Source organism: Cognaticolwellia beringensis, from assembly GCF_002076895.1.
Classification (GTDB): Bacteria; Pseudomonadota; Gammaproteobacteria; order Enterobacterales; family Alteromonadaceae; genus Cognaticolwellia; species Cognaticolwellia beringensis.
The window spans coordinates 1,461,683-1,482,572 of the sequence record NZ_CP020465.1 but is presented as its reverse complement, the minus strand read 5'-3'; the positions used below and the strand labels follow the sequence as shown (position 1 = coordinate 1,482,572).

Annotated in this window: 10 protein-coding genes, 2 tRNA genes and 3 rRNA genes; 3 read left to right on the top strand and 12 right to left on the bottom strand. The window is 39.8% G+C overall.

All coding sequences use genetic code 11. The features are described from left to right. Positions 1 to 64 precede the first annotated feature (64 nt). The gene (locus tag B5D82_RS06200; RefSeq protein ID WP_081150014.1) at positions 65 to 907 is read left to right on the top strand and encodes a 23S rRNA (adenine(2030)-N(6))-methyltransferase RlmJ; all 843 of its coding nucleotides are present in this window, start codon (positions 65 to 67) and stop codon (positions 905 to 907) included. 270 nt (positions 908 to 1,177) lie between these two features. On the opposite strand, the gene B5D82_RS06195 is transcribed toward B5D82_RS06200, so the two are convergent. From B5D82_RS06195 to B5D82_RS06185, 3 genes are all read right to left on the bottom strand, one after another. After that, positions 1,178 to 1,636 carry a hypothetical protein gene (locus B5D82_RS06195; protein ID WP_081150012.1) on the bottom strand — a complete coding sequence of 153 codons (459 nt, stop codon included), beginning with the start codon at positions 1,634 to 1,636 and terminating at the stop codon, positions 1,178 to 1,180. Positions 1,637 to 1,664: 28 nt separating this feature from the next. Further along, positions 1,665 to 4,100, bottom strand: a complete 2,436-nt coding sequence (locus B5D82_RS06190) for a winged helix-turn-helix domain-containing protein (protein WP_081150011.1) — start codon at positions 4,098 to 4,100, stop codon at positions 1,665 to 1,667. 525 nt (positions 4,101 to 4,625) lie between these two features. Then, a complete protein-coding gene (locus B5D82_RS06185; protein ID WP_081150009.1) occupies positions 4,626 to 5,975 on the bottom strand; it encodes a DEAD/DEAH box helicase in 1,350 nt (449 codons plus the stop codon). 308 nt (positions 5,976 to 6,283) lie between these two features. On the opposite strand from B5D82_RS06185, the gene B5D82_RS06180 reads away from it, so the two are divergent. Next, positions 6,284 to 6,772: a GNAT family N-acetyltransferase gene (locus tag B5D82_RS06180; protein WP_081150007.1), complete on the top strand. Its 489-nt coding sequence runs from the start codon at positions 6,284 to 6,286 to the stop codon at positions 6,770 to 6,772. Between the two features lie 172 nt (positions 6,773 to 6,944). On the opposite strand, the gene folD is transcribed toward B5D82_RS06180, so the two are convergent. Together folD and B5D82_RS06170 are read right to left on the bottom strand one after the other, a co-directional pair. After that, complete coding sequence (gene folD / locus B5D82_RS06175) at positions 6,945 to 7,814, bottom strand: bifunctional methylenetetrahydrofolate dehydrogenase/methenyltetrahydrofolate cyclohydrolase FolD (RefSeq protein WP_081150006.1); 870 nt, start codon at positions 7,812 to 7,814, stop codon at positions 6,945 to 6,947. Positions 7,815 to 8,277: 463 nt separating this feature from the next. Further along, the gene (locus B5D82_RS06170; RefSeq protein ID WP_081150004.1) at positions 8,278 to 9,279 is read right to left on the bottom strand and encodes a GGDEF domain-containing protein; all 1,002 of its coding nucleotides are present in this window, start codon (positions 9,277 to 9,279) and stop codon (positions 8,278 to 8,280) included. A gap of 322 nt (positions 9,280 to 9,601) precedes the next feature. Between B5D82_RS06170 and B5D82_RS06165 the strand changes: the two genes are divergently transcribed. Continuing rightward, complete coding sequence (locus B5D82_RS06165) at positions 9,602 to 11,761, top strand: S46 family peptidase (RefSeq protein WP_081150003.1); 2,160 nt, start codon at positions 9,602 to 9,604, stop codon at positions 11,759 to 11,761. Positions 11,762 to 13,139: 1,378 nt separating this feature from the next. Here B5D82_RS06165 and rrf read toward each other — a convergent pair. The 7 genes from rrf to B5D82_RS06125 all read right to left on the bottom strand — a co-directional run bounded on the left by rrf (position 13,140) and on the right by B5D82_RS06125 (position 20,806). After that, a 5S ribosomal RNA gene (gene rrf / locus B5D82_RS06155) occupies positions 13,140 to 13,254 on the bottom strand. A gap of 139 nt (positions 13,255 to 13,393) precedes the next feature. Continuing rightward, positions 13,394 to 16,287, bottom strand: a 23S ribosomal RNA gene (locus B5D82_RS06150). 482 nt (positions 16,288 to 16,769) lie between these two features. Continuing rightward, positions 16,770 to 16,846 (bottom strand) — tRNA-Ile (locus B5D82_RS06145). Positions 16,847 to 16,879: 33 nt separating this feature from the next. Further along, positions 16,880 to 16,955 (bottom strand) — tRNA-Ala (locus B5D82_RS06140). 103 nt (positions 16,956 to 17,058) lie between these two features. Continuing rightward, positions 17,059 to 18,603 (bottom strand): 16S ribosomal RNA (locus B5D82_RS06135). Together the 16S, 23S and 5S rRNA genes with 2 tRNA genes alongside form the textbook arrangement of a ribosomal RNA operon. A gap of 669 nt (positions 18,604 to 19,272) precedes the next feature. Then, positions 19,273 to 19,824, bottom strand: a complete 552-nt coding sequence (gene gmhB / locus B5D82_RS06130) for a D-glycero-beta-D-manno-heptose 1,7-bisphosphate 7-phosphatase (RefSeq protein ID WP_216629022.1) — start codon at positions 19,822 to 19,824, stop codon at positions 19,273 to 19,275. A 220-nt stretch (positions 19,825 to 20,044) separates the two neighbouring features. Beyond that, positions 20,045 to 20,806, bottom strand: coding sequence for an SDR family oxidoreductase (locus tag B5D82_RS06125; RefSeq protein ID WP_081149998.1), 762 nt, complete (start codon positions 20,804 to 20,806; stop codon positions 20,045 to 20,047). Positions 20,807 to 20,890 lie beyond the last annotated feature (84 nt).

Below are 20,890 nucleotides of genomic sequence, written 5' to 3'. Positions count from 1 at the left end.
GTATCATAAGTTAATTTTGATACCTTTATTTTTATATAACTGTCTAACATTTTAAGGAGCCATTGTGCTCAGTTATCGCCACGCTTTTCACGCCGGAAATTTTGCTGATGTTTTAAAACATTCGGTATTAACCTTAGTACTAGAATACATGACCCGAAAAGAGAAAGGCTTTTATTATATTGATAGCCATTCGGGCGCAGGTATGTATCAACTAGCTGATGAATACGCACAAAAAACCGGGGAATACAAAGACGGCATTGCTAAATTAATTGGGAATAATGATTTACCTGAAGCTCTGCAACCCTTTATAGATTTAGTAAAAGATTTAAACCGTGAATCTGACGAACTTGCTCTCTACCCTGGCTCGCCCGGTATAGCTCGACAGTTTACACGTCGACAAGACAGCGCTCATTTATTTGAGTTACATCCAACTGATATCGAACATTTAAAAGAATATAGCCAACGTTGGAATAAATCACACGTTAAGCAATCTGACGGTTATCAAGGGGTTTTAGGCTTAGTTCCTCCGCCAAATCGTCGAGGTGTGGTATTAATTGATCCGCCCTATGAATTAAAAGAAGATTACTTAAAAGCGGTTCGCACTATCGTTAATGCCTATAAAAAATTTGCCACTGGCACCTATATTTTATGGTATCCCGTAGTTAAGCGAGAACTTGTAGAGCAAATGCAAGACGCATTTACTAAAAGTGAAGTACGTAACTTATTGCAAGTAGAATATTGCCAACAAGCTGATACTGATGAATATGGTATGACGGGCACTGGGTTATTTATCGTCAATCCTCCATGGCAATTAAGTAGCCAACTGGATGAAATACTACCTTATTTAAAAGCTAATTTAGGTAACTCAGAGAGTCAGTATAGCGTTAAACAATTAATTGCTGAGTGAGCTGAGTAATTACCTTAATATAATACCAATCTCATTGATTATCTGACCATTTATACGGGTTAAAACAACCTACTACTACGTTATTTATTTAATCATTATCGCTGCATGGATGCAGTTTATTAGACAATGAAGGAGCCTATTCCCCCTGAATAACGCGTGATTAAATATATCTATATTTGACCATTTTAACCTGTATAAAATAGTTCAACCGATTAATGAAATTGGTATATATCAACAAAAATCATTCAACAAAAATTATTTCACCACACACTATTTCACCACAATGCGAGGATCATAAGGGTTAGTTGCACAACCCTGTACATTAATTTCGTAGTAATAATCACCATCATTTTTGATTTTACAACGCACTTCACCATCGCGACCAGCACTATATTCACACCTTTTAAAAGGCGAACCATCGGTAAAGTGGATATCAAATCCATCCCCAGTACTTGTTTGCCAAGAAATATACTTCTCCTTTTTTGAACAAACACATTCAGGATCATGCTTACAAGGATTTTTATCTACTGAGTATAACAGTGAACAATTACTCTCATGGTCTGCAGGAGCGACATTAATAGCGCAATGTGTCGAGGGATCTACATCGATGATCAACTCTTGGTCTTTATCCCTATTGTTTTGAGCATGAGCGCCAATAGATATGATTGCTATTAACAAGATTAAACTTTTATTGATGCCACTTATTAATTTGTTACTTTGGATATTCATTGAACTTCCCTTTTTCAGATTAATAATTTTAAACAATTTCTTTTAACCAATCTTTATAGTCGTAAAACTGCGGATCCGCCAGTAAAAGCTTAGTTGGATAACCTAAATATATAGCTTTATCAATAAATGACTTAAAACTATTATCGTCAAAACAATTAATGGCGACTATTGCTAAGTCATAATAAATATAGGGATCTTGGATCTTATTATTAAGGACTAATTCCTGATGTATTTTTGCCTGATCACATTGAGTTAATTCTGAATAATAACGAGATATTTGAGCCTGCAGACTTGGATCTTTATCATTAATAACTGCATTCTTTATCGCTAAATCAAGTCCCTTCTCGTAAGCCGCTTTAGCGTTTTTGGCTTTGTTTTTACTGTACTTCAATGCATCACCCAAATTGCCCCAAACGGTAGGGCTTAACGGCGACAGCTCTGCGCTTTGTAAATACATTTCAGCTGCATTTTCAAATCGCTTCATAAAGAATAATACCGAACCTAAATTCATAAACACGACTGATGTTGGTTCGATGGCTAATGATTTAGACCAAGCAATATTCGCTTGTTCAAAATTCAGCGCCATATAATATACTGCACCTAAAGCATTATAGGCCATGGCACTATTTTTATTGATTAAAGTCACTTTGTTGAATTGACTTACCGCTTGTTCATATCGCCCCGAAGTATACAAAAACACACCGTAGTCATAGTAGTTTTTCCAATTACCTAGCTCCAGCCTAATTGCCTCTTGATATAAGCTTTCAGCTTTGTCACTTTGCTCGATTTTGGCATATAAATCAGCCAAAGAAATGTAAACTTCACTCGACTCAGGGTTAATTATTTTTGCTTTAATTAAATGTGTTTCAGCTTTCTCATATTGACCATTAACACGATAAAGTGTGCCAAGCGCTAATTGAGATTCAAACGATACGGTTTCATTACTGGCAATGAGTTGGCAAACGTTTAGCCCTTTTTGATATTCATTTGTATCATCGTTAAGTAAATATTTATCTAAGTACGTTTGACATAATGCTGATGAAGCTTGTATAAAATCAGGGTCTAATTGTAAAGCGACAATAAAGAGCTTTTCTGCCTCTATCAAAGCGTTGATGTTTTTCGAGTTTCTATATTTTTCTTTCCCTTGCAAATAAGCATCATAAGCGGCAAAATTTTCTGTTGGCATGTAATTAATGTTGTTAACTGATTGATCCCCTGCCACTAGCAAATGCAAGGCATTAGTAATTTTACGAGACAAGTCACTAAAAAGTAGCACCAACTCATTCGTTGACCCTATAGATTCATCAGACCAAACCTGAAAGCCTGTTTCCACATCTGTCATGGTGGTATTTATCGTTAATGAACCGTTTACAGTTTTAGACCGCCCTTCGACGATATATTTAACCCCCAAACTATTTTTAATTTGCTCAATACTTGCTTCAGGTTCCAATGCATTTATAGCCCTTATTGAGGACACTTTAAATACTGGCTTTAATGCTAATAGATTAATCAACTCTTCTTGTAGGCCTGATACAAAGTATTGGGGATTATTAACCGTATCTGTTGTAAGAAAAGGTAAAACAGCAACAGCATTTTCGCTCACATTTGCTATTGGCGCTTTACTACTAAGTGCCATGTTCAAAGGCGGCATATTGCTTTCAGTTTCTATTTTTTCAATTAAATGAGTGGATATATAATAAATAAAAAATAAAATAATAAGGACAAAAAAGCTATCAATTGCGAATTGACGGTAGACAAATCGCTGCTGTTTATTATGATCAGAAGCAAACTTCCTTCTGGCTTTAAACTCTTTAAACCACTGAAAACTGATAACAATTGGAAAACCAACAACTAAGCATAAAGCCGCTACTTTCCCCCCCCAAGTTGGCACATCAAAGATAGGTAATACAATTGAAAAAACTTGTAATAAAACCCAAGAAACGACTAAGTACGCTGCACTTGCATTAATCAAACGACTACTTTTTAATAATGAAAATGACAATTTCCATTTTTTTTCTCTATCACCGATTTGTTCTAGATGATCACCAGGAAATGGCCAAATAGTATTGGCTGATTTCGCTACGGTGGGCAAAAGCATGCGATAGCCTTTTCGGGGGATAGTTTGAATATAGGTAGGACATTCTTTGTGGTCGTCGAGTACATGTCTTATTTCACTGATGACATGGGTAACATTTGCTTTGGACGCATGGTTATCACCCCAAGCAAACTGTGATATTTTTTCTCGAGAAACTATCTCACCATTAGTAGATGATAAAAAAAGTAAAACTTCCATCGCTTTCGGCGCTAAATGGTATCTTTGACCATTTCTAATGACTACACCTAAGTCAGGCTCAATCACTAAACTGCCTAATTGAAAACCTTGATGCAGCTCTGTATCTACAGAAAAGTGCCCCTTGACGTTATCTAATGAAACTGTAGCTTCTGGCTCATTGTTAGTTGACACGTAATTGTAACCTTACAAGAAAAGAGCACAGCATGCTTATTGGCACTCTTTAGAAAGTTAAAGGGATTAAAAACTGTTATTAGTATTGTTTATATTAGAAAAAATAGCTAATCAGTGCATACAATAAAACACGGCTTAAGTGATTTAATCGGGAATTATGTTTTACTATTAACAGTAGTTTATCTACATATAATAGTGATATTTACTTATGGAAAAAATATCTTTTATTAATGATTTAAAAACCAATAGGAATAAAAATTTCGGCGCTATAAAACCGACAAGAAGAATAACGACTTAATAGACTCAATATCTTGTATTTATAAACTCTTCCTCCCCAATAGTAGGTCACTGAATCAGTAAGACTGATCTAATCCAGTTATTTACTCTACAGTAAAGCTCAGATGATTCCTCAGGTTAGTTTAATTTAATTAAAACTTATGCTACCAAAGTAAAAAACCCGCTATAGCTCTTAAAATCAAGGCTTAGCGGGTCTGTATAATGACTTGAGAGTATTTAAAAGGGAAATTAATCCACTTCATCAACATCCGTATTTTCAATATCTTGCGGCGCAACAATTTGCTTGCGCTTTAATACAGGAAGATCACCAGCGTCTTGCGCTAAAAAGGTGTTTTTAACATTTTTCTTCGATTTTGGTGTTTTAGCTATTACAACAGACTTATTGTTATCTTTTAATTTACTTTCAACTTTTGGCTTCTTAGGTTTAATGCCTTTGAACTTAGCTTTTAAGCCGTCCACCGTGTCAAAACTGAGTTTTTGCTGCAGAAAACCTTCAACATTTTTGAAGCTTATCCAGTCTTTCGGTCCGACAAAAGATATAGCATCACCCGTACTACCTGCACGGCCAGTTCGGCCAATACGATGCACAAACTCTTCAGTATGTTTTGGCATGTCAAAGTTAATGACGTGCGAAACATTAATTAAATCTAATCCGCGAGAAGCTAGATCTGTGGTGATCAATATTTTTTGCTGCCCTTTACTAAAGCCGTCCATTATTTGATTTCGTTGGCCTTGGTTTAATTCACCACTTAAAGCCACTGTACTGAGGCCCTGTTGCGTTAATAGTGTAGAAAGCCTATCAGTATCTGCGCGTGTCGCGGTAAATATGATCATTTGTTGATGAACTTCTGTAGCAATAAAGTGGGCAAGAAGCTTTTCTTTATGGCTTAAGTTATCGCAAAGGTAGAAACGTTTGGTTATATCTTTATGTTCAGTGTGAGCACTGCCAATAGCAATTCGTTTTGGTTTTTTTAATAACGCTAACGCAAAATCATTAACCTGCGCGTGGTCTAAAGTAGCTGAAAACAAAAGCGTTTGGCGTTTACGATGATCAGCAGCTTTGTTAATTTGCGCTAATTGCTCAGCAAAGCCTAAATCTAACATCCGATCAGCTTCATCAAGAATAAGTAATTCTAAGCCACTAAGATAAAAATGCCCTTGTGAAAGATGGTCAGCTAAACGTCCTGGCGTCGCAACAATAAAGTGAGGGTCTTTTTCAAGTACTTTTACCTGATCGTTAAAATTTTCTCCGCCAAGAATAAGTACAGCTTTAAACGCTGACCCTGAAGTAAACATTCTCAGTTGGGTAAAAACCTGCTTAGCTAATTCACGTGTTGGCGTTAAAATAAGTACACGGGGGTCACGTTTACTTAACGCACGGTTCTTTGACAAGCGCTGCATAGCGGGAATAATAAATGCTAATGTTTTACCTGAGCCCGTTTTAGATGATGCGATCAAATCATGACCTGTCATCGCGGCAGGAATTGCCTGCTGTTGGATTTCAGTAGGCTCACTAAAACCTAAATGTTCCACGGTTGACATTATTTTACTATCCAATCCAAAATCACTAAACTGCAAGCTTACTCTCCACGTTAATTAACTTATATCTGTTAATCAAATCTATTGAAACAGACACATAAAACCAAAATATATTGACGTATTATAACCTGTAATTGCCGACATTGAGCCAAACTATTTCATCAAAAATAAAAAAACTTGTAAATATGCTGTTAGCTTACTGTTTACTCAATTAATTGACCGATATTAGTCGGTAATTTTGCCTACGCATAACAAGAAATAAGATAAGACGATTAAATATAGTAAAATGAATTTTGAATGCAATATATACTTGTCCGCTAGACTTACGGATTCATAGACATAACTCAATGAATATAACTGTTCATAAATCAAAATATACTGTTGAAAAAGCAACTAAAGCAGATAAAAAAGAGCTATTGCGTTTTTATAAAACTCAACGCTATTCGGCCAGATTTATTGGGCAAGATCATTGTTATATTGTAAAAATTAATAATCATATTATAGCGAGCGCAATGATATCAGGAGGCCAGGTAAGTGATAACTTTTGGCTACTGCATGCCCTGGTTACCGTCAAGGCCGAGCAGGGAAAAAGTATCGCTAGCCTAATATTACAAACAATTATAAATGACGAACATGAAAACGAAAACGCAAGGTATGAAAACATAATTTGCTTTATCGACAGTGAATTACAGCAGTTTTATATAAAAAATAATTTCAGTAAATATAACACTAAAGACGAAATTGCTAGCCTGCCCGTAGAGTTCAAACAGCGACTGATACGTTATCGAGAAAAACAGCATAACCTTCACTGCTACCTTTATAGCCACAATAAATGAATAATACACAGTATATATTCTGTGTATTATTAGAAACTAGCACTATTAAAATGTTTTTAAAAACTGCCTGCTGATTAATTAATGTATCTGCTTTCATTTGTTGATCATAAATATTCTTAAGCGATTAAAACCACGTCATTATCTGAATAGCGAAAGATAGCACCAATGGAACCTAGCGCGATTGAAGACTATTTTTTGCAGCTGCTAAGGTATTTTTCAGTAAACAAGCAATCGTCATTGGGCCTACACCTCCAGGAACAGGAGTAATCGCCCCACACTTTTCAAAAGCCTCTACATAGTCAACATCGCCTACTAATTTTGTTGCCCCTTCATTCGTAGTAATTCTATTAATGCCTACATCGATTACTGTTGCACCTTCTTTAACCCAATCAGCTTTCACCAATTTAGCAATACCAACGGCCGCGACTAAAATATCAGCTTGTTTGCACAATTCAGGTAAGTTTTTAGTTTTAGAGTGTGTAATTGTCACTGTACAGTTTTCTTGAAGTAGCAACATAGCAACAGGTTTACCGACAATATTAGAACGACCGATTACAACGGCATGCAGTCCGGATAAGTCTTTACCTAAATGTTGTTTGGCCAATAAAACGCAACCTTGAGGAGTGCATGGTACTAATGCCCCTGGTTCACCATTAAATAACCGGCCAGAATTCATAGCATGAAAACCATCAACATCTTTATCTGGGTTAATGGCTGAAATAATAGCGCTTTCATCTATATGTTTTGGTAAAGGTAACTGAACCAAAATACCATGGACACTATCATCGTTATTTAATTGTTCAAGTAGGCTCAGTAAATGGTTTTCAGTGGTCTCTATAGGTAGCTTTATTTCATTAGAGATCATGCCAATTTCTTGTGTTTGTTTTACTTTATTTTTTACATATATATGGCTAGCTGGATCATCGCCTACAATAATTACCGTTAAGCTGGGTTGAATCTTATAACGCGACTTAAATTCAGCTACCTCAATAGCTAATTTGTCTCTCAATGTTTGTGCTGTTAACTTCCCATCAATATTCATTATTTATATTCTCATTTTTCAAACAGAATCAGCTAAGCTGAATATACCCGTAATGCCAATTTGATTAATTAAGTGATCTACTTTTTCATGAGGAAAAATGGATAATGACAAGGCATAAAGTTTAGTCAGTAGTTATGCTACTTATAAATTTTATAACGCCGTCATTATTCATTTTAACCATTAAAAATGAGCCGTTAATTAATCAACTTAGTATAATAATTTACCCTGCTATCCTATGGAAAAAACTAATGAATTACAAAGGCCTTTGTGAAAAATGTAAAAATTAATACTATGCGTAGATTTAATTAAAATCTAAGTAAAATGGTTTTATACAAGGAATGGTGCAGATTATTACGGGATAGGATAGATGGTACAGATATATTTCATTAGATCTGGTGGCGACACTCCTCTGTCATTTACCAAATAAAATTCAAATGATTAGCTCGAAAATTTACATGGTTTTTTATAAACAAACGCTTCTATTCCTGCCACTGTTTTTAGCTTGATACAATGCTGTGTCAGCTTGCTCAAATATTGCAGTCCAGTTTAGTTCTTCTTGGCGTTGTGCAATACCTATAGAAACCGAAATTCTAGGTAAATATGCTTTCGAATCTCTTTGCATAAGTTTTAATTGTGATATGGCTAACCTTATTTTTTCAGCAACTTCGTGTGCCTGCGTTAGAGTTTTATTAACCATAACAACGACAAACTCCTCACCGCCGAAACGAACAGCAATATCTTTATCAGATATAGTTGTCTTGATAATTTTTGCAATTCGTTGGATAACTTTATCACCAATAAAGTGTCCAAATTGGTCATTCACATTCTTAAAATGATCAATGTCTATTGCTAGTGATGAATGCACTTGTTCAATATCTAGCTCTTTTAACTTAATATCACAACCACGACGATTATATAAACCCGTTAAAGAATCTACTATTGCTTCATGACGTGCCGCCTCAAGCTTAGCTTTTAAAAAGCTAACTTCGCCACAAGCCCGAGTAAGTTCGAGAGATAGGTCAGTATGCTGCTGCTGTGAATTAGTAATGTTATCCATCAAAAAGGCAACAATATTCTGCATAGATTTATGATATTCGTGCTTAGAGAGCGCTTTTTCGGCTTTTTTAAGGTTTGAAGCTACTGTTTTATCACTGTCAACTTGGAGATTTATTTTAGCTAGTGTTGAAGTTAAGGACTTCTCAATGGGATCAAGTATTTGTTTATCGATAGCGTGAGAATTGGAAATGTACTTTTCAAATAAGCCTTCAATAAAGGTTAAGTCAACTTCCTGGAACGTTTGTACATGCCTCTCTAGTTCAGCTGATAATTTTTCATTTCTTTTACTGCTATGTAGGTATATAACCGAATAGTTTACCGGACTAGGTGGGATTTGGTAATGAGATAAAAATTCGTTAGTTGATTCACTGAATTTCAGTGCCTCATCAAAGTTATCTTTAATAAGCACAAGTCGCTCCTTAAGAGTCTATTTATTATTTTATTATTTTTAAGTTAAACACCGCAAGCGTAAACATTGTGTTACTTACGACGATAAGAATATCTAAATTAATAACGTTCAACAAGTATTAAAATGCTAAATTGTGCATGTTAGTAACCTTTAGGCTTAATATTTAACGTTATTAACAAAATTTCATTTGAAATTGCATAATTTTCTATTATGACAAAGGAAATTTCTCTGTATCACAGATAATTAGAACTGCTTTTGACTAATTGAGCTTGATACAGCAAACTGCTGATAGTATTGAATATTACTTTAGAGAATAATTATAATGAAAAAATTTGCAACACTTTGCTTTGCATTAGCTTCAACAGCGACCTTAGCTGATGAAGGAATGTGGCAACCACACCAACTACCAGATATTGCAACTAAGCTCGTTAATGCGGGACTGAAACTTAATCCTAACACATTAACTGACCTGACTGGTTTCCCTATGGGCGCCATCGTAAGTTTAGGGGGGTGTACTGCTTCTTTTGTTTCAGACAAAGGGCTTGTAGCAACCAACCACCATTGTGTTTATGGTTCAGTGCAATATAACTCTACTGAAGATAATAACTTACTAAAGAATGGTTTCTTAGCAAAATCATTTAAAGAAGAGCTCCCCGCCACTCCTGGCACTAGAATATATGTTACAGAAGAAATAACGCCTGTTACCACTATTATCAAAGCTGGTTTGGGATCAGATATGACTGGTGCTGAACGTTATAATAGCATTGAGCATAGTTCCAAAACTTTAATTGCCGAATGTGAAAGCGATAACAAGTATCGTTGTAGTGTTGTTAACTTTCACGGAGGACTAGAGTATTACTTATTTAAACAACTCACTATAAGAGATGTGCGCTTGGCTCACGCTCCTGCGAGTAGTGTTGGTAAATACGGTGGCGATGTCGACAATTGGATGTGGCCAAGACATACCGGAGACTATGGCTTTTACCGTGCTTATGTGGGTAAAGATGGTCAACCTGCAGACTATAGTAGTGATAACGTTCCATATGAACCTAAACACCACTTAAAAGTAAATAAAAGTAGTGTCGATGAGAATGATTACATCATGGTGTTGGGCTATCCAGGAAGAACTAATCGCTACAGAACAGCGTTGGAAGTAGAAAACCAATTTACTTGGACTTACCCTCAAGCAAAAGCTTATAGGGAAGAAATTATCGATCTTATACATGATAATTTAGCGCTAGGTAGTGATGCACGGATTAAATATGAAAGTACTTTAGCCAGTCTTGCCAATTACGCTAAAAATTACGGCAGCATGGTTGAAAGCTACAATAAAGGTACAACTCTTGCCCGTAAACAATCATTAGAATCTGAACTAAGCAAATGGATAAGTGCAGATACATCTCGCCAACATAAATACGGTGACGCTTTAAAAGGTTTAAATAGCTTAATTAAGCAAGATCAGCAAAGCCAAGCACGGGACTTAATTCTAGGTTATATGAATTATAGCAAAATGTTGAATACAGCTAATCGTCTATATCGCTTATCGCTGGAAAGTAAAAAGCCAAATGTTGAGCGCAAAAGTGGCTATCAAGAGCGCGATATCGCGAGTTTTGAACAAAGTATGAAAGCGGTTAATCGTCGATATGACGCACAAATGGATCAAAAAATATTACTGGCCATGTTTAAACATTATATTCAGTTACCTAAAGCACAACGTTTAGCGTCGCTGGATGAATTTTTTAATGTCGGTAAAAATATTAGTGAAGACCAGATACAAACTAAACTTACCAAGATGTACCAAACTACGAGCCTAAACGAGCAAAATAGTCGTTTAGCTTGGATGGAAAAGTCACCAATAGACTTTGCTAATAGTGACGACCCGTTCATTCAATTGGCGACAGCAACTTACGCTGAACGTAAAGCTATTGAAGAAGCTAACGAAGAGCTTTCTGGAAATATCCAATCATATCGACCAAAATATATGGAAGCATTAATTGCATATTTCAACTCAAAAGATCTGCCAGTTTACGCTGATGCCAACAGTACACTTCGAGTAACTTATGGTAATGTTAAAGGATATTCGCCACAAGATGGCTTAGTAGCAACACCTTTTACTACCCTTGAAGGTATCGTCAGAAAAGATACTGGCATCACGCCATTTGATGCGCCTAAAAAGCAACTTTCACTAATTAAACAAAAACAATATGGTGAATATGCAAAACAAGAGCTAGGCTCAGTCCCTGTTAACTTTTTAGGTACTCTAGACATCACAGGTGGTAATTCTGGCTCGCCAACATTAAATGATAAAGCAGAGTTTGTTGGTTTAGTATTTGACGGTGTTTACGAAAGTATAATTGGTGATTGGGATTACGATACTAAATTGAATCGCTCAATTCACGTTGATATCAAATACATGCTTTGGGTTATGGAACATGTGGACGGTGCTACAAACCTAATTGAAGAGATGGATATTGTTGAATAAGCTCTAATTTTAAATGAACTGATCAGCAGTTTTATCACTAAAAATAAAAATCCAGCAAATGCTGGATTTTTTATAACTAATATATTTCACCCTGACTCTACTTAAAATTTCATTATTTAGGCAGTGCACTCTGTACACAGCGAAAGAGGAAAAATATGAGGAGATTATTTAAATTAGTCCTTGTGCAGGACCATACGCATCTTCATTGTCTAATAATCTGTATCTATGAAGCGATAAGTACTAAATTAACAATGCTGAAGTTGCTTATTTTAATCATTAAGAATGATCATATAATTGTTGAAATTGGTATGACATCACATTTCAGTGTTCTCTGTGGTGAACCTTGTCTTGTCTTTAAAAAAACTAAAAGATTATCCACCACCGAGTAAGTACTGAGGCGCTTCGCGCTTCACCGAGCAGTGACGAGTGATTTTGGGCTTAGTGACTTATCTTTCCTCGGTGTAGGACGCAGTCCCTCGGTGTTCTCTGTGGTGAGCCTTGTCTTGTGTTTAAAAAACTAAAAGATTATTCACCACCGAGTAAGTACTGAGCCGCTTCGCACTTCACCGAGCAGTGACGAATGATTTTGGCCTTTGTGTCTTATCTTTCCTCGGTGTAGGACGCAGTCCCTCGGTGTTCTCTGTGGTGAGCCTTGTCTTGTGTTTAAAAACTAAAAGATTATGCACCACCGAGTAAGTACTGAGGCGCTTCGCGCTTCACCGAGCAGTGCTCTTAGCAGTGTAAGACAAATCTATTCGCCTGAATAAAATCAACTAAAGGTGACTAAAGCCCCCACAAGTTTCAAGCTCATTTTTGATATATTATATTTTCTAAACACCAGAAAGCAAAAACCCGTAGCGTTAGCTACGGGTTTCTCTTAATAGAAGCCTAGCAATGACGTGCAAGTTCCTACATGGATGTAGGTTAGTAGCGTAATGCAGGAGCAATTACCGAGATGCACTAATGCCGTGGGCACATGGATGTGCAGGAACGGCGTCCCGCTCACATAAAGAGAAGAACACCCACACGCGCTTTACCAACGACGCTAACACGTTTCATGCACAAGTTTTATTGTATAAATCGCAGAAAGCAAAAAAACCGTAGCATCAGCTACGGGTTTCTCTAAATAGAAGCCTAGCAATGACGTGCAAGTTCCTACATGGATGTAGGTTAGTAGCGTAATGCAGGAGCAATTACCGAGATGCACTAATGCCGTGGGCACATGGATGTGCAGGAACGGCGTCCCTCTCACATAAAGAGAAGAACACCCACACGCGCTTTATCACCGGCGCTAACACGTTTCATGCGCTAGTTTTATTCTATAAATCCCAGACAGCAAAAAGCCCGTCACTTTCGTAACGGGCTCTTCTAAATAGAAGCCTAGCAATGTCCTACTCTCACATGGGAACTCCCACACTACCATCGGCGCTAACACGTTTCACTTCTGAGTTCGGAATGGGATCAGGTGGGGCCATGTCGCTATTGTCGCTAGACAAAAAGGGTCAATCTTGAAAGCTGTTTACATAAAGCCTTAGCTCTATGTCGATATAAATACGTATTGGTTTCTCTTATTCATCACTATGTTATGCGTGATGTTGGTCAAACTTACCTACAAAACCACTTGGGTGTTGTATGGTTAAGCCTCACGGGTAATTAGTATTGGTTAGCTCAATGCCTCGCAGCACTTCCACACCCAACCTATCAACGTTGTAGTCTCCAACGACCCTTTAGGGAGCTTAAAGCTCCAGTGAGAACTCATCTCAAAGCCTGCTTCCCGCTTAGATGCTTTCAGCGGTTATCAGTTCCGAACGTAGCTACCGGGCAATGCTATTGGCATAACAACCCGAACACCAGCGGTTCGTCCACTCCGGTCCTCTCGTACTAGGAGCAGCCCTCTTCAATTCTCAAACGCCCACGGCAGATAGGGACCGAACTGTCTCACGACGTTCTAAACCCAGCTCGCGTACCACTTTAAATGGCGAACAGCCATACCCTTGGGACCGACTTCAGCCCCAGGATGTGATGAGCCGACATCGAGGTGCCAAACACCGCCGTCGATATGAACTCTTGGGCGGTATCAGCCTGTTATCCCCGGAGTACCTTTTATCCGTTGAGCGATGGCCCTTCCATACAGAACCACCGGATCACTATGACCTACTTTCGTACCTGCTCGACGTGTCTGTCTCGCAGTTAAGCTGGCTTATGCCATTGCACTAACCGTACGATGTCCGACCGTACTTAGCCAACCTTCGTGCTCCTCCGTTACTCTTTAGGAGGAGACCGCCCCAGTCAAACTACCCACCAGACAGTGTCCCCAAGCCCGATAAGGGCCCTAGGTTAGAACATCACGCATACAAGGGTGGTATTTCAAGGTTGGCTCCACTTCATCTAGCGACAAAGTTTCAACGCCTCCCACCTATCCTACACATGTAGGAGCAATGTTCACTGTCAAGCTATAGTAAAGGTTCACGGGGTCTTTCCGTCTAGCCGCGGGTATACGGCATCTTAACCGCAATTTCAATTTCACTGAGTCTCGGGTGGAGACAGTGTGGCCATGATTACGCCATTCGTGCAGGTCGGAACTTACCCGACAAGGAATTTCGCTACCTTAGGACCGTTATAGTTACGGCCGCCGTTTACCGGGGCTTCGATCATGAGCTTCTCCGAAGATAACCCAATCAATTAACCTTCCGGCACCGGGCAGGCGTCACACCGTATACGTCATCTTTCGATTTTGCACAGTGCTGTGTTTTTAATAAACAGTTCCAGCCACCTGGTTACTTCGACTCTCCGATGCTTACGCCGCAAGGGCTTCACATTAGAGAGCGTACCTTCTCCCGAAGTTACGGTACTATTTTGCCTAGTTCCTTCACCCGAGTTCTCTCAAGCGCCTTAGTATTCTCTACCTAACCACCTGTGTCGGTTTGGGGTACGGTTCCTATATATCTGAAGCTTAGAAGCTTTTCCTGGAAGCATGGCATCAATGACTTCAACTCCGTAGAGTCTCGTCTCGTATCTCAGCGTTTAAATGAAATCCCGGATTTACCTAAGATAACCGCCTACGTACTTTCACACGGACTACCAACGCCGTGCTCACCTAGCCTACTCCGTCCCTCCTTCGCAATATATAGAAGTACAGAAATATTAATCTGTTTCCCATCGACTACGCGTTTCCGCCTCGCCTTAGGGGCCGACTTACCCTGCCCTGATTAACATGGGACAGGAAACCTTGGTCTTTCGGCGGGGGAGTTTTTCACTCCCCTTATCGTTACTCATGTCAGCATTCGCACTTCTGATACCTCCAGCAAGCTTTACAACTCACCTTCAACGGCTTACAGAACGCTCCCCTACCACTTGAACCTAAGTTCAAATCCGCAGCTTCGGTGACTAGTTTAGCCCCGTTACATCTTCCGCGCAGACCGACTCGACTAGTGAGCTATTACGCTTTCTTTAAAGGATGGCTGCTTCTAAGCCAACCTCCTAGCTGTCTATGCCTTTCCACATCGTTTCCCACTTAACTAGTACTTTGGGACCTTAGCTGGCGGTCTGGGTTGTTTCCCTCTTCACAACGGACGTTAGCACCCGTAGTGTGTCTCCCGCATATCACTCATTGGTATTCGGAGTTTGCAAAGGGTTGGTAAGTCGGGATGACCCCCTAGCCTTAACAGTGCTCTACCCCCAATGGTGTTCGTGCGAGGCTCTACCTAAATAGATTTCGGGGAGAACCAGCTATCTCCCGGCTTGATTAGCCTTTCACTCCGACCCACAAGTCATCACCGCATTTTTCAACATACGTGTGTTCGGTCCTCCAGTTGATGTTACTCAACCTTCAACCTGCCCATGGGTAGATCGCCGGGTTTCGGGTCTATACCCTGCAACTAAACGCGCAGTTAACACTCGCTTTCGCTACGGCTCCCCTATTCGGTTAACCTTGCTACAGAATATAAGTCGCTGACCCATTATACAAAAGGTACGCAATCACCGGACTAAATCCGGCTCTCACTGCTTGTACGTATGCGGTTTCAGGTTCTATTTCACTCCCCTCACAGGGGTTCTTTTCGCCTTTCCCTCACGGTACTGGTTCACTATCGGTCAGTTAGGAGTATTTAGCCTTGGAGGATGGTCCCCCCATGTTCAGTCAACGTTTCACGTGTGCCGACCTACTCGATTTCATGATAAGTTTATTTTCGTGTACGGGGCTATCACCCTGTATCGCTCTACTTTCCAGTAGATTCCACTAACTTACAAACCACTTAAGGGCTAATTCCCGTTCGCTCGCCGCTACTAAGGAAATCTCGGTTGATTTCTTTTCCTCGGGGTACTTAGATGTTTCAGTTCTCCCGGTTCGCCTCATTAAGCTATGTATTCACTTAATGATACCCGCCTTACGACGGGTGGGTTTCCCCATTCGGATATCTTTGGCTATAACGGTTTTTATCACCTCACCAAAGCTTTTCGCAGATTAACACGTCCTTCATCGCCTCTAACTGCCAAGGCATCCACCACATACGCTTAGTCACTTAACCATACAACCCCAAGTAGTTTCCTATTTGGTACAAGCAGGTGACAAAACCCGCTCAATTGTAAAGTCTGACATTTTCACGCACACAAAGTGTGTCTTGAATAAGAGTGGTAACAAATCTTACGATTTATTACCGGGTTGATAGCGTCTCCGAGGAGGAGCCACTATCACCATTATTAACAGGCGATATTCCCGTTAACAACAGCTTGGTATTTATAATTTATGAACAACAGCGCGACACCGTGTTCAACATATAAATACCGGTATTTATATCAGCTTTCCAGATTGTTAAAGAACTAAATTCATACGCGCATTCGGTATAAATCTTGGTTTAAAAAACCAAACTTAACTTATCAACTTGAGATAGTTTAAGTTTGGTCTCTTTCTTTATGAAGAAGTAAATGTATTCTTTGTTAATCAAGGCAGTTGGTAGCGACGTGTAGGTTTTCTACACGAGCTGCGAACTAACGCAGAGTAACGAAGAATTGGTAGGTCTGGGCAGACTTGAACTGCCGACCTCACCCTTATCAGGGGTGCGCTCTAACCAGCTGAGCTACAGACCTGCATCGTATCAAAAATCGATACTACATAATAAGTGGTGGAGCTAAGCAGGATCGAACTGCTGACCTCCTGCGTGCAAGGCAGGCGCTCTCCCAGCTGAGCTATAGCCCCTTATTATGCTAGGGTTTACGTTTTCTTCTTCTAATTTGTTATCATGTAATTTGTGTGAACACTCGTGAAACCGAAGTTTCCATTAAGCTGTTTTACTTCAAGATAAGGAGGTGATCCAACCCCAGGTTCCCCTAGGGTTACCTTGTTACGACTTCACCCCAGTCATGAATCACAAAGTGGTGACCGTCCTCCCCGAAGGGTTAAACTAGCCACTTCTTTTGCAACCCACTCCCATGGTGTGACGGGCGGTGTGTACAAGGCCCGGGAACGTATTCACCGTAGCATTCTGATCTACGATTACTAGCGATTCCGACTTCATGGAGTCGAGTTGCAGACTCCAATCCGGACTACGACAAGCTTTGTGGGATTCGCTCCACCTCGCGGTATTGCTGCCCTCTGTACTTGCCATTGTAGCACGTGTGTAGCCCATCCCGTAAGGGCCATGATGACTTGACGTCGTCCCCACCTTCCTCCGGTTTATCACCGGCAGTCTCCTTAGAGTTCCCGACATAACTCGCTGGCAAATAAGGATAGGGGTTGCGCTCGTTGCGGGACTTAACCCAACATTTCACAACACGAGCTGACGACAGCCATGCAGCACCTGTCACAGAGTTCCCGAAGGCACAAGTCTATCTCTAGTCTCTTCTCTGGATGTCAAGGGATGGTAAGGTTCTTCGCGTTGCATCGAATTAAACCACATGCTCCACCGCTTGTGCGGGCCCCCGTCAATTCATTTGAGTTTTAACCTTGCGGCCGTACTCCCCAGGCGGTCAACTTAGCGCGTTAGCTACGCCACCCACAGATCAAGTCTACAGACGGCTAGTTGACATCGTTTACGGCGTGGACTACCAGGGTATCTAATCCTGTTTGCTCCCCACGCTTTCGTGCCTCAGTGTCAGTCTTTGTCCAGGTAGCCGCCTTCGCCACTGATGTTCCTTCCAATCTCTACGCATTTCACCGCTACACTGGAAATTCCACTACCCTCTACAAAACTCTAGCTTGCCAGTTCAAAATGCAGTTCCCAGGTTGAGCCCAGGGCTTTCACATCTTGCTTAACAAACCACCTACGCACGCTTTACGCCCAGTAATTCCGATTAACGCTTGCACCCCTCGTATTACCGCGGCTGCTGGCACGAAGTTAGCCGGTGCTTCTTCTGCGAGTAACGTCACAGCTAGCAGTTATTAACTACTAACCTTTCCTCCTCGCTGAAAGTGCTTTACAACCCGAAGGCCTTCTTCACACACGCGGCATGGCTGCATCAGGCTTTCGCCCATTGTGCAATATTCCCCACTGCTGCCTCCCGTAGGAGTCTGGGCCGTGTCTCAGTCCCAGTGTGGCTGATCATCCTCTCAAACCAGCTAGAGATCGTCGCCTTGGTAAGCCATTACCTTACCAACTAGCTAATCTCACTTGGGCTAATCAATGAGCGAGAGGTGCCGAAGCGTCCCCCCCTTTGGTCCGTAGACGTTATGCGGTATTAGCAGTCGTTTCCAACTGTTGTCCCCCACTCAAAGGCATATTCCCAAGCATTACTCACCCGTCCGCCGCTTGTCAGCAGATAGCAAGCTATCTCTGTTACCGCTCGACTTGCATGTGTTAAGCCTGCCGCCAGCGTTCAATCTGAGCCATGATCAAACTCTTCAATTAAAAATCGTTTGTGATGCTCACCTTAACGAACCGAAGTTAACTAAGAAAAGACATCTGCTCAATGAATTCTGTCGTGTTTCTATCTATCCGACTAAAGAAGATAAAAACTACATAAAACGTATTATTTAAACTCGAAAGTCTAAATGATACTTATTTTTTGTGTGACATCATATTAAGCTGTTTTTTTGTTATCCGAGGATAACTATGTAAAATCAACGTTAATGTGAGTGTCCACACAAATTGCATGATAACTAATTGTTAAAGATGGGTACACGAAGTACCTATGCCGAACCGTTCATGGATGAACGTTTTGTTCGGTACGAGCCAACAATCTCATTCGTTGTTAGACCGCTTGTTGCTTGAAGCCGGCTAGTAGCCTTGCCTGAAGCGAGATGCGCATTCTACGCAACTCAGTTTTAATGTCAACGTTTTATTTCGTTTTTTTAAACTTTCTTTTCAGAAGATTCAAAACCCTACTTTAAAACGTTAAGTTAACTCATTCAGCCTAAACCGTACTAGATAACTTATTAAAACAGCTCGTTGGGGTTACCCCTTGGAACTGGAGCGCATTTTAGAGATTTCTCGTCTCACGTCAACACCTAAATGCAATTAAATTGATAAAAAGTGTTTGTTTGCTTTTAAAACATACAATGCGCCGATAAAACGCACTTATTTGATAAATTGACTAGCCTGATTGAGCTTATTAACTCGAATTACACCTTCAATTTGCTCTACTGGTGATTCATTAGTATAGCGGCTATCAACTAAAATTCTACTTTTGATGCCTGCATTAGCAGCAGCTTGCATGTCAGAGACTTTGTCGCCTATAAAAATGCTTTGTGCAAGCGATATAGAAAACTCCTTTTGTGCTTGCATGATCATACCTGGCTCTGGTTTTCGACAGGTACATGGCATAACGAACTCATTTACCCCTTTCGTTGGATGATGCGGACAATAGTATACTTTAGCAATTGTTATACCTTGGGTAGCAAACTCTTCAACCATCCATTGAGATAATGCTTCAAATGTTGGCTTATCATAATAGCCTCTAGCAATACCTGCTTGGTTAGTAATTACAAATATTTTATATCCTTTCGCTGCTGCTAACTGGCACAGGTCAAATATGCCATCAACAAATTCAAAGTCTTCAATTTTGTGTACATAACCATGATCAACGTTAATAATGCCATCTCTATCCAAAAAAAGTGCTTTATCCATCATAATTTACTTAGTTAACTTATTTAAATGCGCCGTTTAATCGTAATTACTCAAAAGACCTTGTTTTTCACACAATTTATAAAGTGTACGGATATTTGAGGAGTTCAATAATACAGAGCGAACATGTAATCAAAACACATCGCTCACACAAATCATAACACGATCTATTACTGAGCTATTAGCCTGTTTTATTTTAATAGTTTCGATCAGTTATTTCTCGAAACTACATACACAAGCCGCCATCAATTTCCACCACACGACCAGTAAAGAATTCATTTTCGAAGATATAGTTAACAGTATGCGCTATTTCATCAGCTTCGCCTAAACGACCAACAGGCTTCATGCTCTCTAAGCGTTGACGCATTTCAGGTTTCATTGCATCGGTCATTGCTGTGCGAATAACACCAGGTGCAATTGCACCAACACGAATACCATGGCGGCCAAGCTCTCTTGCCCATGTAACTGTCATTGCCACTACGCCAGCTTTTGATGCAGCATAATTAGTTTGGCCCATATTACCGCCACGGGCAATTGATGACATATTAATGATCACGCCTTTACGCTTGCCTTCAATCATGTGAACAGCTGCTTCACGGCCACATAAAAATACGCCAGTTAAGTTCACATCAATGACTGATTGAAATTGATCTAGTGACATTTTTTTACTTACAACGCCATCTTTAGCTTTAACAAACATCCCGTCACGTAAAATACCGGCATTGTTGATTAAGCCATCGATACCTGAGAAGTCATCATTAATTTTTATAAATGTTGCTTCTACTTCACTTTCATTAGTTACATTTGCTAAATAGTATTTAGCTTGCGAACCTGCTTCTTCAATCAAGCTAACGGTGGTTTGCAATTGCACTTCATTGAGATCAATAAGTGCTAATTTTGCGCCTGATTTTGCCAAGTTTAAGGCAATTGCACGACCAAGGCCTTGTCCGCCGCCAGTCACTACTATAGTTTTACCGTTTAAATTCATAGTTAATCCTCTGTTTATCTTTTAATTTGTTTGTAACGTCGGCTTTAAACTACATAGGTATTAAATGAGTTAAAGCCGATATTA

What these genes read in the sequence shown, in the direction of transcription:
- B5D82_RS06195 (WP_081150012.1), bottom strand. Translation starts at nt 1,636, where the DNA reads ATGAATATCCAAAGTAACAAATTAATAAGTGGCATCAATAAAAGTTTA.
- B5D82_RS06180 (WP_081150007.1), top strand. Translation starts at nt 6,284, where the DNA reads ATGAATATAACTGTTCATAAATCAAAATATACTGTTGAAAAAGCAACT.
- folD (WP_081150006.1), bottom strand. Translation starts at nt 7,814, where the DNA reads ATGAATATTGATGGGAAGTTAACAGCACAAACATTGAGAGACAAATTA.
- B5D82_RS06165 (WP_081150003.1), top strand. Translation starts at nt 9,602, where the DNA reads ATGAAAAAATTTGCAACACTTTGCTTTGCATTAGCTTCAACAGCGACC.
- gmhB (WP_216629022.1), bottom strand. Translation starts at nt 19,824, where the DNA reads ATGATGGATAAAGCACTTTTTTTGGATAGAGATGGCATTATTAACGTT.
- B5D82_RS06125 (WP_081149998.1), bottom strand. Translation starts at nt 20,806, where the DNA reads ATGAATTTAAACGGTAAAACTATAGTAGTGACTGGCGGCGGACAAGGC.